21 protein-coding genes are annotated in these 12,938 nt (G+C 37.3%); 15 read left to right on the top strand and 6 right to left on the bottom strand.

Annotated features, from left to right (window positions below):
• On the bottom strand, nucleotides 1-374 hold a 374-nt coding region (locus ACFIJJ_RS08410; protein ID WP_375646615.1), incomplete at its 3' end, for a hypothetical protein.
• A gap of 156 nt (nucleotides 375-530) precedes the next feature.
• Nucleotides 531-1,148 (bottom strand): helix-turn-helix transcriptional regulator, encoded by a 618-nt coding sequence (locus tag ACFIJJ_RS08405; protein WP_375607534.1) that lies wholly within the window; start codon nucleotides 1,146-1,148, stop codon nucleotides 531-533.
• Nucleotides 1,149-1,257: 109 nt separating this feature from the next.
• On the opposite strand from ACFIJJ_RS08405, the gene ACFIJJ_RS08400 reads away from it, so the two are divergent.
• The 7 genes from ACFIJJ_RS08400 (at nucleotide 1,258) to ACFIJJ_RS08370 (ending at nucleotide 5,516) form a co-directional block, all read left to right on the top strand.
• Nucleotides 1,258-1,509 (top strand): helix-turn-helix transcriptional regulator, encoded by a 252-nt coding sequence (locus ACFIJJ_RS08400; protein ID WP_375646614.1) that lies wholly within the window; start codon nucleotides 1,258-1,260, stop codon nucleotides 1,507-1,509.
• A gap of 18 nt (nucleotides 1,510-1,527) precedes the next feature.
• Nucleotides 1,528-1,896 (top strand): hypothetical protein, encoded by a 369-nt coding sequence (locus ACFIJJ_RS08395; protein WP_375613947.1) that lies wholly within the window; start codon nucleotides 1,528-1,530, stop codon nucleotides 1,894-1,896.
• Between the two features lie 160 nt (nucleotides 1,897-2,056).
• Nucleotides 2,057-3,184 carry a YdaU family protein gene (locus tag ACFIJJ_RS08390; protein WP_375646613.1) on the top strand — a complete coding sequence of 376 codons (1,128 nt, stop codon included), beginning with the start codon at nucleotides 2,057-2,059 and terminating at the stop codon, nucleotides 3,182-3,184.
• A complete protein-coding gene (locus tag ACFIJJ_RS08385) occupies nucleotides 3,168-3,602 on the top strand; it encodes a hypothetical protein (protein WP_273790335.1) in 435 nt (144 codons plus the stop codon). The genes ACFIJJ_RS08390 and ACFIJJ_RS08385 overlap by 17 nt, the downstream gene beginning before the upstream one ends.
• Nucleotides 3,603-3,757: 155 nt before the next feature.
• Nucleotides 3,758-4,105 (top strand): hypothetical protein, encoded by a 348-nt coding sequence (locus ACFIJJ_RS08380; RefSeq protein ID WP_041581397.1) that lies wholly within the window; start codon nucleotides 3,758-3,760, stop codon nucleotides 4,103-4,105.
• Nucleotides 4,092-4,610, top strand: coding sequence for a hypothetical protein (locus ACFIJJ_RS08375; protein ID WP_375646611.1), 519 nt, complete (start codon nucleotides 4,092-4,094; stop codon nucleotides 4,608-4,610). The genes ACFIJJ_RS08380 and ACFIJJ_RS08375 overlap by 14 nt, the downstream gene beginning before the upstream one ends.
• Before the next feature lie 375 nt (nucleotides 4,611-4,985).
• Complete coding sequence (locus ACFIJJ_RS08370; RefSeq protein ID WP_375613915.1) at nucleotides 4,986-5,516, top strand: antA/AntB antirepressor family protein; 531 nt, start codon at nucleotides 4,986-4,988, stop codon at nucleotides 5,514-5,516.
• Between the two features lie 41 nt (nucleotides 5,517-5,557).
• On the opposite strand, the gene ACFIJJ_RS08365 is transcribed toward ACFIJJ_RS08370, so the two are convergent.
• Together ACFIJJ_RS08365 and ACFIJJ_RS08360 are read right to left on the bottom strand one after the other, a co-directional pair.
• Nucleotides 5,558-5,986, bottom strand: a complete 429-nt coding sequence (locus tag ACFIJJ_RS08365) for a type II toxin-antitoxin system HicB family antitoxin (protein ID WP_375646610.1) — start codon at nucleotides 5,984-5,986, stop codon at nucleotides 5,558-5,560.
• Nucleotides 5,987-6,053: 67 nt separating this feature from the next.
• Nucleotides 6,054-6,245: a hypothetical protein gene (locus tag ACFIJJ_RS08360; RefSeq protein ID WP_004859817.1), complete on the bottom strand. Its 192-nt coding sequence runs from the start codon at nucleotides 6,243-6,245 to the stop codon at nucleotides 6,054-6,056.
• Nucleotides 6,246-6,547: 302 nt separating this feature from the next.
• Here ACFIJJ_RS08360 and ssb point away from each other — a divergent pair, with 302 nt between their 5' ends.
• The 6 genes from ssb (at nucleotide 6,548) to ACFIJJ_RS08330 (ending at nucleotide 10,424) form a co-directional block, all read left to right on the top strand.
• Entirely contained in the window at nucleotides 6,548-7,003 is a 456-nt protein-coding gene (gene ssb / locus ACFIJJ_RS08355; RefSeq protein ID WP_375624065.1) for a single-stranded DNA-binding protein, read from the top strand.
• Between the two features lie 13 nt (nucleotides 7,004-7,016).
• Nucleotides 7,017-7,565: a hypothetical protein gene (locus ACFIJJ_RS08350; protein ID WP_375646608.1), complete on the top strand. Its 549-nt coding sequence runs from the start codon at nucleotides 7,017-7,019 to the stop codon at nucleotides 7,563-7,565.
• Nucleotides 7,566-7,893: 328 nt separating this feature from the next.
• Nucleotides 7,894-8,214, top strand: coding sequence for a hypothetical protein (locus ACFIJJ_RS08345; protein WP_375624069.1), 321 nt, complete (start codon nucleotides 7,894-7,896; stop codon nucleotides 8,212-8,214).
• A gap of 3 nt (nucleotides 8,215-8,217) precedes the next feature.
• Complete coding sequence (locus tag ACFIJJ_RS08340; protein ID WP_375646607.1) at nucleotides 8,218-8,799, top strand: hypothetical protein; 582 nt, start codon at nucleotides 8,218-8,220, stop codon at nucleotides 8,797-8,799.
• A gap of 597 nt (nucleotides 8,800-9,396) precedes the next feature.
• Nucleotides 9,397-10,149: an antA/AntB antirepressor family protein gene (locus tag ACFIJJ_RS08335; RefSeq protein WP_375646606.1), complete on the top strand. Its 753-nt coding sequence runs from the start codon at nucleotides 9,397-9,399 to the stop codon at nucleotides 10,147-10,149.
• Nucleotides 10,146-10,424 carry a hypothetical protein gene (locus ACFIJJ_RS08330; RefSeq protein ID WP_375646605.1) on the top strand — a complete coding sequence of 93 codons (279 nt, stop codon included), beginning with the start codon at nucleotides 10,146-10,148 and terminating at the stop codon, nucleotides 10,422-10,424. Before ACFIJJ_RS08335 ends, ACFIJJ_RS08330 begins: the two co-directional genes overlap by 4 nt.
• Nucleotides 10,425-10,481: 57 nt before the next feature.
• Here the strand turns inward: ACFIJJ_RS08330 and ACFIJJ_RS08325 are convergent, their stop codons facing one another.
• A complete protein-coding gene (locus tag ACFIJJ_RS08325) occupies nucleotides 10,482-10,763 on the bottom strand; it encodes a type II toxin-antitoxin system YafQ family toxin (protein ID WP_375624077.1) in 282 nt (93 codons plus the stop codon).
• Complete coding sequence (locus tag ACFIJJ_RS08320; RefSeq protein WP_100129267.1) at nucleotides 10,750-11,013, bottom strand: type II toxin-antitoxin system RelB/DinJ family antitoxin; 264 nt, start codon at nucleotides 11,011-11,013, stop codon at nucleotides 10,750-10,752. Before ACFIJJ_RS08320 ends, ACFIJJ_RS08325 begins: the two co-directional genes overlap by 14 nt.
• Before the next feature lie 410 nt (nucleotides 11,014-11,423).
• On the opposite strand from ACFIJJ_RS08320, the gene ACFIJJ_RS08315 reads away from it, so the two are divergent.
• On the top strand, nucleotides 11,424-11,993 hold the full coding sequence (locus ACFIJJ_RS08315; protein WP_375646604.1) for a hypothetical protein: 570 nt from the start codon (nucleotides 11,424-11,426) through the stop codon (nucleotides 11,991-11,993).
• Nucleotides 11,983-12,938 (top strand): phage terminase large subunit family protein (locus ACFIJJ_RS08310; RefSeq protein ID WP_375646602.1); only part of this gene is annotated, 956 nt, incomplete at its 3' end. The genes ACFIJJ_RS08315 and ACFIJJ_RS08310, both read left to right, overlap by 11 nt.

The following is a 12,938-nucleotide window of genomic DNA, read 5'->3' as shown; positions in this document are numbered from 1 at the left end:
TAAAGCACATCACAAGGACGCAAACGGTGTTGTTGTTCGTAAGTACCGTAAATCTCATCATTATATTTTTCGTCTGCGATCTCGTCTAAAAGTTCTTGGTAAGCATCACTTTCGCGTACAAAGTCATGAACTTTACTCTCCTCATAGAGATGTTCAATATTTTCTTTTACATATGCGTCTGCAATCTCTTCAGAGATATCTTCACAACTCTTCTCAGAGGGATTTATACGAAAGATTTGGATTGCATCATCTACCTCATCAACAATGCTTAGAATTTGGCTTGCATCAAGTGGTCCAGACTCTGCAATGTGTTGATCTTTATCGTAGGTAACTAATAAAATTTCATTGGAATTTATAAGAATTGGATTTTCCATAATTTTTCCTCCCTAACGCCTCTTGGCGATTGTTTGTGCGTGGTTTGTATAATTACTTATATAACTATAATTATAAAATAGCAAGCAAAAAATTATAAAAAATTATATTTTTATAAAAAATATTATAATATCTTGCTGAATAAGAGGGGAGGATAATTAGCGATAAGTCCGAATCATCTTGCTGTAAGAACTTATTGGCAAAATAGCAAATATTTCTCCAACCCACACAATTTTAACATTCTTAATAGGTAAGGCATTCCAAGAAAGCAGATCTATTTCACCATTCATGCCCCTGCTAATCTGCTTTATATATCTTTTATTATCATGTGTTAAAATAACGGCTTCTTTGCCAAAAAAGGATTCTATTGTTTTAATTTGGCGCCGTCTTACGATAACCATATCTCCATCTTTATAGGCTGGAATCATAGAATCTCCTTTAACTTCAAAAGCAACCATATCATCAGGTAAAGCAAAAGGAATTTCTACTTGTTCAAGACCATCTTCAGGGATTTGTTCAAAACTTGGATCTATCTGTGTTCCTGCTCCAATATACCCCATAAGAGGAACAAAAGTTGTGAAGTGATTATCCCCTTTTAGTTCTTTATATAATTCTAAAATGGCATCTCTATTAGAGCCGCGTGGATCAGAATCTTTTAACCACTTAGACACTGAAGCTTGTGTTACGTTTAGCCGTTTGGCTACATCTTCTTGCGTTAAGTTAAACTCGGTCAAAATCTTTTTTAATGTGTTTATAATATTAGATTTATTACTCATACTTCTGCTTACCTTATTTTTTTATCGTTGATAAAGATAAATTTCATTGACTTTATATAACTATAATTATATGAATAAAATAAGACAAAGCTGTAATTGGAGCTTGTAAATGGATCAACGAGAAGATTTTAAGAATTTGACTAAGTCAATACGGGGCAAATTTAATTGGACACAATCAGAAATGGCGAAAATGCTTGGTGTAACTCAAGCAGCTGTTTGCAAGTGGGAAAAAAGAGGATCTATCTCCGTAATAAATTATCTAAAGCTGCAAAAGTTGAAGGATAGTTCTAGCTCTATGCCTGCTTTTACTGCTGCTTCTACAGATAATAATGAACAGCAACAGCAGCATACACACTCTTAAAGAAGAAAGAAAGTAAAGATGGATTATGGTTTAGCGGCAATTATTATACTTTTTACGACCAATGTAATTACGGTTTTTTGTTTGTGGGCCTATCGTAAAGTTTTTTATTTATATCGTAAAAAAGAGCAAAGCTATGTAAATGTTTTGCAAAAATCATATTATACTTTTTATATTTTGAAAGATTTAATACAGGAAATAGGTTTTCCAGAAGGCTGTACAATCGTTTTTAATAATTCTGATTGGAATTTTTCTTTTGATGAAAACAACCATTTAATAGCCAAAAATTCTTTAGGACCAGAATTGTCCATAAAGATGCATGGCGACACAAAATATTTCAAAGAAAACTCTCAAAAAATTTTTGAAAAACACAATCGGTCCAAACATTAAATGTAACGAGATGAGGCATGCAGTGTATTTTTGAATTGAGTAAGTTCATTTTTTTTAATTTATGACTAAACGCTCTGTCATAGCAAACATATAAATACGTAGAGCCTTAAGGGGGGGATTATGATCACTCATTTATATTTAATAAAAGAAGGGGGCGCGCATGTCTAATGCAATGCCATGGATAAGATTCCATTTGTATGACTGGATAAGTGGTACAGATGGAATGACGTTAGAGCAAAGGGGCGCTTATATGACGCTTCTCGTTCGCATGTACGATAAAAAAGCACCAATTAAAGAAGATTTTGAAACGCTTGCACGTGCTTGCAATTGTTCGCAGAAAAAATTTGCAGCTATTGTCGAATACTTAATGAGGAATGATAAACTTGTTGAGACAGATAATGGATTGTGGAATACGCGCGTTGAAGAAGAGCTGAACGATTTTGCTGATAAAAAAGAGCACATATCGCAAGTTCGTAGTGAGGCTGGTAAAAAAGGTGCACAAGCAAAAAATAATACAAAACAACATGTTAATAATTTTGCTGAAGCAAATGACAAGCAAAACGTTTTTTTTGCTGAAGCAAACGCTAAGCAAAATCAAGCTATAAAGAACCAGAATAAGAATATATATAAAAAAACTAAAACTAACGTTTTAGCAAAAAAAGAAATTGGTTCTGAAAGTTTAGAAACAAACGAACAGGTTGACGAGCCAACAGAGGTTGCTGCTGTTGAGACCACATCAGAGCAAATCACAACGGGTGTAGAAAACCAACCTCCCATTCACGAGCAAGAGAACGTTCCCAAAAAAGCAAAACGAGCGCAAGCTAATCGCGGTTGTCGATTGCCAGAGGATTTCAAACCTAATTTGCAATACGCAATCGATCAAGGATTAACGCATGATGAGGCGCTGTTAGAAACCGAACGGTTCACAAATTACTGGATAGCAAACCCAGGTAAAAATGCAAACAAACGAGATTGGCAAAGGACTTGGTACAATTGGGTCACAAGCCCTATCGGAACGCTAGCAAAGAAAAAAGCAAGATTAGAACAGGAAAAACGGTTAGGTGGTTATCATGGAAAATTCACTCAGAAAACTTTCACAGAACAGCTTGCAGAAGGCTTCAACGAACTCAGAGATCATCTCTCATCTGGAGAAGATTATGGAAATGATCAGTCCGGGGTATCCATTGACGCTGAAAGCTGGGAATACATTGACGAAACAGGAGGAAGAGCAAACCTTAGATGCTTGCAATCTTCTACAAGCGTTGCTCTCTGTGAAAGCTTCAGTTAAGCAAATTGAGCAAGCTTCTTTCCTACTCTCAAGCATGAGAGTCCCTGCGAACACAGATTCCAAAGCCGTTGTTCTATCCTATAGCATGATGCTGGAACGGATTTCAGCATATGCTCTGAAAAAAGGCGTCGAAGATATCGTAACTGGTCAAGCAATTGGGATATCAAAAACATTTATGCCAACTTGTGGAGAGCTTTTAACTTATTGCCAGACACTAGAAAATACCCTTCTTTCAAAAGCCGAAACTGTACGTAGAGCAATTGAAAACACATGTGAGAAAACACTCAAAGAAAAAACAGCGAAAGAGCATTTTAGACCACTAACGCTTGTTCACAAGCAAGAGCTTGAAGAAACTTTAAATGGCATTGGTGGGATAATGAAACGCTTTGGTCCACAGCAAACTAGTGAAAAGTGCTGATCTTTTTACGATTAGACATGCGTTTAAATCGACAAAAAAGCACCTTACAAAGCGATTTAAAGATTTTATGATAGAATCTAACATCTGCAATATAAAACGCTCTGTATGATCAAATTTGAGGAAAATAGACCAATTGGTAAAATTAGGATTAAAGCATGTTCATTTTTAAACATTTATTCTTAACAATCCGTAAACAACCCATGCGAAAAAAGTGGGTTGCAACAGCTGTTGGTTATGTTCCTTGGGGGGACGGAGCAGAGGAGTATTTTTACAACCTCTACGAATATGAAGACGGTACAAGAGAGTGTGAAAAGTTTGATGGCGGCCAGTATTATACCACACCAGAAAATGCGGATTTTAGTACCAAAGCGCAAGTGAAAGCATGGGTTTACGGTGGTGCTATTCCGAAAAGCGTTCTCAATTACGAACCTCTTATAGACGAGATCAATAAAGAGATCAAAAAATTATCGAAAACCGCAGGAAATAAATATGTTTACAGATAAACAGCTAAGAGCCTTGTTTGGTATTATAACTTTTATATTTTTATGTTTTTTAGGAATTAAAAAAAATCTTGACTTTATTCAGAGTATTTTGACATTCGCATCTGTTTCTTTGGTAATAGTCACAACTGTTTTTGCAATTTTATGCAATTCTCATATTCCTTCTGAATTGCAGAGCAATCCAAAATATAAAGATGATGATACAACGGGTTGGGTGAAACTAACACGTGATTTACAACAGTATTTGCACAGACTCTTAAAACTAATAAGTTTAGCGCTTATCGTTTTAATTTTTCCAAATAGTTATAAAGAAACTGTTTTTTTACCTGTCATCTCTAAGTACGTGAATTACAAGCTTTCTTTTCCATTGGATACTGTACTTTGGTACTCAGATATTGCTCTTTGGTATTCTTTTTTAGTTTGTGTATTGTTTCTTATGTTACATACACGCAGTTTAATAAATATATCCATTTACACACTACAGTGCTCAGTTAAAAACCAAAAGTAAAATTTCCGATTTTATAAAACTGTTCAGATTAAATGGCGTTGTCTCTTCTCAACGTTCATAGATGAAATCAACAAGGAGATAAAAAACTATCGGAAGCCGCTTGACATTATTTCTGTAATGTATATCTTCGGTATTAGGTGCCTCAAAAACACCTTAAACGAACAGCGGATAGATTGCCGACACAATTTTTCTTCCGCACATTAAAGGCTTTGACTCATTGTATGTTACACGCATATAATGGCATTGTCGGGTGTAGTTGCGCTATACAATACCCTTATGGGAAAAGCGTAACGACGGACTGTTCGCCGTGTTTTTGAGCACCCGGCATTCTTTATTGAGTGTCAATCAAAAACGTCTAATCGAACAGGAGTTCACATGAACACTCTCATAGAAATTAAAGAACTAACAATTGATCAGGAAATTGTTCAAACGGTCAATGCACGTGAATTGCATACATTTTTAGAAGTAGGTCGCGACTTTACGACATGGATTAAAAACCGCATAAAAACATATAAATTTGTTCACACAAAAGACTATATTTTAACGTTCCCCAAAACGGGGGAGCGTCAAAATGTAAACATGACAGAGTACCATCTCACTTTAGACATGGCGAAAGAGCTCTCTATGGTTGAACGCAATGAGAAAGGACGTCAAGCACGCCGTTACTTTATTGAGTGTGAAAAGAAACTAAAAAACCAAGCTGTTGATTATGATAATGATACGCGCTTTGATTTGCCAAGTTATTGGGAAGGTATGAACGCTGGCGAAAAAGTTTTATATCTTTTAGGTCCTATTCATATGCGTCTTCTTGATGCCTTCAGAGTAGATGAAGAGAACAGAAAATACAAAGCCCTTATTAAAGAAGCAAAACAGGTTCTAGCAAGATCTGTCGTAAAAGCTGCTTAGATTTAAAAACATAACTCCCCATTTTAAAAGTGGGGAGGAAGTTAAGCCGCGTTTTTGATTGTAATAACGACTTGCTTGCCAAGAACGCTCAGTGCTTGCTCTAGTGTTTGAAGCTTAGTTGGATAATTTGGATCAAGAATGCGTCTTGCTTCTGTTTCTTTTTTACCCAAACGATGTGCCAATTCTGTTTTTGTGATATTCGCTTCATTAAAGGCTTCTACCACTGCAAGTTTAAGAGCATTCCAAGCATCTACCGTGACCTCTACAAGGTCTTTATATTGCTGTGGTACTGGTAAAGGTAAACCGCGCATAGGATAGCTCCGTAATGCTAACCCTAAAGCTTCAACAGCATTCTCTAATGCCTCAGTTCTATTTTCTCCAGCTGTTATTGCTTCTGGTACATCTGGAAAGGTTACAATAAAACCACCATCTGGATCAGATTCCAGTTTTGCTTGATACGTGTACTCCATGTTTAGGTCTCCTCGCCATAATCGAAATGCTTTTGAAACGAAAAATTTAAGCCATTGAGAGAGTAACTCATACCCCCAACTGCTTTTTTATTATTTTCACGTAAAGTGGGGTCAATTCACCAGATTTTATAACGGTTGTCTTGTCTCCAAAAGTTACCAAATAATGTGACCCTTTACCTGCATCAGGAGCTTCACTATAATGAATGCCTCTTTTTCTGGCTTCTTTACGTAATTCCCTAAGCAGCGCTTCTCGTTTCATTTAGCCTCCCCTTTCTGCATAAAATGAATATCGCACAAAAAGGTTCGATAGTCAACAATAAATCGAACAAAAAAGTTTGATACAGACTCTTAATAAAAGGATATTTATTGGAAAGTTAAAAGCAGAAATAAGAAAGCTGTGCCATTTGTGTGACATGGTTTTTTGATGAATAATTTGTCAAATTAATATTATAATGTAATACTTAAAAAAACTGTTATTAACAAACTGAAATAATTGAATAAATAAGAAAATTATGCTAGGATTTTTCATGTATAAATTGCTAATCTAATGGGGCTACAAATATGCTAAATAAAGTGACGTTAATCGGGCGCCTTGGTGCTAATCCCGAAAGCAAAACAATGAATTCTGGAGCAGAAATAGTCAATTTTAGTATAGCGACTTCTGAGAGCTATACAGATAAAAAAACCAATCAAAAAGTAGAGAAAACAGAATGGCATTCCGTGGTGATTTTTAATCCACATTTGGCAAAAATTGCACTTCAATATCTAAACAAAGGTTCAAAGGTTTACGTAGAAGGCAAATTACAAACACGTAAATGGCAAGATAAAAATGGTCATGACCGTTACACAACAGAGATTGTCTTACCACAATTCAAAGGCGAGTTGTATTTGCTTGATGCCAAAAAAGAGCAATCGGCATTCCCTACCCCTTCACCTATTACTTCTCAAAATTATGCTATCGCTTCAGGGGCTGCTGATCATAGTGCACTCATTAATAATGATAGCATACCATTCTGATTGAAAAAAAAATATGACAAAAAGAAAAAAACGTGCAAAACGCGGTCGTCCACGGATTAAAGGATGTATCAGAGAACCAAATGGACGTATCTCACGAGCAAAAACACCGCATGAACCCATGGATAAATTGGCAATTGAAATGCGTGCCAAACGCTTTGGCTTGACCATAGAAGAGGCTAAAAATCCGCTTTCCGGCACCTATATCGGGCGGCTTTATTTGCAAGGCGAAATAAATCAAGACCAATATGATGCTGCGCAAAAATATCTTGAAGTGAAAAATGACTATTCGTGTGCAAAAGGTTTGCCAAGTGCTGTTTATGATAAAATGCCCTCATCTTCTGATGAGACAGCAAAAGAAAAATGGATTAAATTTGCAACAGAACAGTTTTCAAACATGCAAGAGGCTATCAAAGAAGCACAACACCTCTATAGACAGTATAATCTTTATGCCGCGATACGACATCTTGTTATAGAAAACCAAACATTACCACATCTTGTTAGTTCTTTGCGTATTGCTCTAAATGCTCTCCAGAAGTATTTTTATCCAAAAAATAAATGGTAAATGCTTTAACGTATAAACGATTTTTGGGAACGGAATATTTGCATCATTTGTTTGTAAAGCAGCATATTTAGGTAAAAAAATAAAAAAAACACAATATATTGATTTTTTTTGTTGACAATATGTGAAAAGTCGTATTTAATGACGCTGCTGTACTGGTCGAATTGCGTCCAAAATTCAAAAATATCCTCTAAAAATTTAGTAAAATGTGATCTTGAAACGTGGCTAGAAAGCCCTGTTTTCTGGGTAATTCTGACTAATCTATTTTTCAAATAACAAAAATCAATAATTGACTAATGATGTCATTAATTATGACGCAAAAGGAGCAATGATGAAAGCTGTCATCACTAAGCCAATGTGTGTTGTTGGAGACAATAAAAGCACTGTTCGTTTTGAAACTTCAACTCCCAATAATCCATTTGTGGAGATTTCTAATCAAGTCTACGCACGTCTCAAGCGTGCAAATGCTGCTAAACCCTTTGTTGATGTTAAAACAAAAATAAAGCCCGACAAGGGAGTTGAACAAATTAAGCAAATAGAAAAAGAACCCAACCAAATATCATCTGAAACAGTAACAGAGGAAACCTCTCTCGAAAAGCCTAAAGCATCTAAAGTTTCCAAGCCATCAACATCTACCCCAAAAAAGGCTTAGAAGTTGAAATTAATCATCCACCAAAAATGGTATCTTCAACAGGCAAAAGATACCTTCACAAGCCTTCAAGCACCACGCCTTAATTGGGCTCTGCGTAATGCTCTAAACACTGCAGCAAAACAAGTTGAACGCTTTACTGAAAAGCAAGTTGCTGACATCTCATCAGCCCAAATAAAGCGTATAAGAAGAGGTGTTTATATTAAAGAAAAGGCGACAGCAAGATTTCTTGAGACAGATATCATTGGTTCTGGAACACCAATACCTCTTAAATTTTTTAAAGTAAACGAAACAAAACGCGGCGTAACTTACACACTGTTTGGAAAGAAAGAAATCTTACCCCATGGTTTTATCAAGGGAGGCAGTTTTCCAAAGCGTGTTGAATTAAAAAAGCTGAATGGTAATGTATTTCAAAGAGCGGATGGAGATAAATTTCCCATTGCAAAACAAGAAGGACCTTCAATTGCTAAAGTGATGTCCAAGCCAGAGATTGCAAGTGCTATTGCACAATATGCCAATGAAAGATTAACCAAAAACATACAGAGACAACTTTCTCGTCAAGAATACGCTGCTAATAAAAAAGGCTAGATCATGTTCTCAAGCTTTATCTATATATTCCATATCCTTATGAGTTTAGGCATTACATATTCTTATTGCAATTTTAAAAACAGATTATCACTTATGCTTTGTTTTTTCATAAAAAAAGTAAATAAAATCAATGCAAAAGGTACTTCCCAGCGGGTTGGGTCTGTTGCGGGGCGGACGAGCGCGAACTATCGCTAGCGACAGAGTTTTCAAATCGACTGTACATTGTACACATAACATATTGATAAATAACGAATTTAATTTGTACTCATATACACACTGTACAATAGTGGATTATTTTTTAGAAAAAAGTTTTTTATCACTTGACAAGACAGTATCGTTATATTTATTGTCGAATCAGGTGCTTGAAAAACACCTTAAAGCAACTAGCGGATGGATTGCCGAAACAATCTCTTCTCCGCCAACTAAAAGTTTTGACTCATTGTATGTTACACGCATATAATGGCATTGTCGGGTGTGGTTACGCTATACAATACCCTTTATGGGAAAGGCATAACGACGGGCTAGTTGCCGTGTTTTTCAGCGCCCGGCACTCTCTTTAGAGTGTCAATGAAAAACATCTAACAACTAGGAGTTCACATGAACACTCTTATAGAAATTACAGAACAAGTCATTGATGGCGATGCGATTCAGACAGTAAATGCACGTGATCTACATGCGTTTTTAGGAGTAGGTAAAAAGTTTGCAGACTGGATTACTGAACGCATCAACAAATATGATTTTGTCGAAAACAGAGATTATATAGTTTTTCCCAATTTTGGGAAAAACCTCCAAGGTGGTCGTCCCTCTAAAGATTATGCTCTCACTTTAAGTGTAGCCAAAGAACTTTCTATGGTGGAGAACAATAAGAAAGGTAGAAAAGCTCGTTTATATTTTATAGAATGTGAAAAACGTGCAAAACAAGTAGCAACACCACGAATAGATCTTGCCAATGCATTGGAAAATCCTCTTACGATTAAACAGCTCCTTTTAGAGAGTATTAATCAATTAGAAGACTTAAGAAATGAGGTAAGTACACTCAAGCCAAAAGCAGAAGCTTTGGAAGGTTTAAAGCGTTCTGATGGGTTGTTTGGTCTTATCGAAGCCGCGAAGATGTTAGAAGTACGACCAAAAGATTTAACCGATTACTTGCGTAAACATGATTGGGTCTATCGACGTGCTCCGGGGGCGCCTCTGTTACCTTATCAGGATAAAATCAAGAAAGGCTTTATGGACTGCCCTGCTATCACCATTCAAAGACCAGATGGTACAGAAAAGGTGCTCCCTTCAACGAAAATCACCTCCAGAGGATTGGCATGTTTAAGAGAGCAAATCCATGGAGGTGTGCAATGAAGATAGATACCAATTTCTTATGCGATTTGTGGTTGGCATTATCTCAATTTTCTAGACATGAAAATATGAATGATAAAGATTGTACAGCTCTGGTTGATACTATGAGTGTCATAGAAAAAGCTTTAATTTTAAAACTTCAAGATGAGATGCCAAGTATACTTAAAATCTTAACAGTTCTAACAGATTTTGGTGATTCAGAACTGCCGCATAGCATGGATCCTTTATTGCGCGCTTATGAACCAGATTTCGAGAACCCTATTAAAAAGGTTGCTTAAGTTCAAAAACAGAAGTCCCCTCCCCGTTCTCAAAAATGGGGAGGTGGCTAATTGAAATTATAGATTAAGTTGTGAATGAGAACCAAGACGCACTAAAACTAGCCTATCTTGACCAATCAAGCGATAGATCAAAACCAAATCAGGTCGAATATGACAATCCCTATAATCTTTCCAATTTCCAGTTAATGCATGGTCATGATACCGAAGTTCTAAAAGTTGATCATTTGCTAATGCCACAATGACTTGATGCAAATCTGTACTTAAAAGATGCCGATATCGTCCTTTCATCTCGCGCTTGAAATCACGTTTGAAGATAGTCGTACGTTCAATCGTCCGCATAGAGATCATCAAATAATTCGTCTACGGAATGAAACTTTTTTAAGTTGCCTTCATCAAGTTCGGCAAAAGCTGCTATGGTTTCTGCATTGGGTTGAAACAAAAAAGAAGGAATAGCTTTATCTTGCGCTATACGTGTCATCAACACTCTCACGACATCACTTACTGACAAACCAGAGGCTTGAATAACTTGATTAGCGACATTTTGAATTTCTTCCGGTACACGCGCTTGCACCATGCGACTGGTAGCCATAATGATTTCTCCTCTCTCAACTGTATTTCAATGTAATACAATTGAAGTTTAATTTCAACTGTAAAGCATTATTTTTTAAGTGGAGAGATTGTTTGGCTTAACAACCGCTTGCTTTTTTTAAGACTTCACCCACGTTTACGGCGCTCTTCTGTTACATACTTAAAAAAGGAGGCTGGTAAAACGTCTTTAGCTGGCTTTAAGCATGCAAGTTCTTCATCTGTCAATGGTGGAGAATCTATAGCGTCCCAATCTTCTTTTGTGCAGCCGCACCTTATCTCAAAGTTTTTTTTGAAAACCAATAATCCTTATGTAACTTGAAGTGTATCCGTTCGCATACCGGAATATATACCCGATTATACCGGATTGTCAATTATTCGTAATTGGGAAGGAAATCAAGGCAAGGAGCAACTATGAATAAGAAGAATCGTAAGGGTCTATCGGTTCGTGCGTTTGCGAAGAAGATGGGTGTTTCACATAATGCGGTGGTTTCTCGATTTAAGACAGGTAAATTTGATGCGGCTCTTTTTGAAGATGGTTCTGTCAATGAAGCCCTTGCAACAGCCATCTGGAATGAGAATCCAACAAAACGCCCTGCTCCATTTTTAGCACCGGATGGCCAACCGCGAACAAAGATCAAACAAGCCTCTACAGAGGGCGCTAATGAATACAAGATAAAACTGGAGCGAATGCAAGTTGCGCTAGCAAAAGAAAAGATTGCACTTGAACGATTGCGTGAAACAACTGTTGATCGTGAAGAAGTGAGAAAAGAAGCATGGAACTTTGGAAGAGCGCATCGAGATACAATGCTCAATTTTGCCTATCGCTTTGGTACTGAAATTGCGGCGCAAGTGGGATGTGATGCTGCGAGCCTTATTGGAGCTATCGATCATCATATGCGCAAAGCTTTAGTAGAAAATGTCGTCCCTGTTTCTTTTCACGATCCCAACATTTTAGAAGAGAATCCAGAACATGATAAGTGATGCTTCGCCCTCGTCCTCTGATGCTGGGCTCTTTTTTTGCTATGCGAATGAAGGACGCCGTCCTGACCCGCCTTATACTGTTTCCCAGTGGGCTGATAAAAATCGTTATTTGAGCACAGTTACGAGTGCTGAGCCTGGATTATGGAGGACTATACGTACCCCCTATTTACGAGAGATCATGGATAATCTTTCTGTTTATGATCCGACTGAAACAACGGTTGTGATGAAGGGGGCTCAGATTGGAATGTCGGAAGCAGCGTTGAACTTTTGTGGTTATGCCATTCATCATAGTCCAGGACCTGCCCTTTATGTGATGCCGACAGTGGAGACCGCTAAGAAACTGTCAAAGTCTCGTCTTGATCCGATGATTTCAGCTAGCCCTGCTTTAAGTGAACGCATTGCTCCTGCTCGTGCAAGAGACAGTGGAAATACAATGTTTTCAAAGGAATTTTATGGGGGGACATTGATGATTACAGGAGCAAATAGTGCTGCTGGATTGCGTTCTTCTCCTATTCGCTATTTGGTTTTGGATGAAGTCGATGCTTACCCATTGAATGTCGATAATGAAGGCGATCCTGTAACAATTGCGGAAAAACGAACCTCTGCTTTTATTCAACGTAAAATTTTTAAATTGTCCACGCCGACACACCGTGACACAAGCCGTATCGCCAAGGATTTTGTGCTAGGTGATCAAAGATATTACAATGTCCCTTGTGATGCATGTGGTGTTCTACAACCCATTGTTTGGTCACAAATTAAGTGGCCAAAAGGCGCCCCCGAAAAAGCTGTTTTTGTTTGTGCGCATTGTGGTCATGAACATGCCGAACATCGTAAGTCCACCTTAATGGCAGAAGAAAACGGTGCTTGTTGGATCGCAACACAGGAGTCAAGTAAGCCTCGTCTGCGTTCTTACCATATTTCAGCGCTTTATTCGCCATGGCTGAC

The organism is Bartonella sp. TT29SHDZB, from assembly GCF_042193395.1.
In the GTDB taxonomy this organism is placed as follows: Bacteria; Pseudomonadota; Alphaproteobacteria; order Rhizobiales; family Rhizobiaceae; genus Bartonella.
Note: the sequence above shows the minus strand (reverse complement) of the source record. Positions and strands in the feature narration are given on the sequence as shown.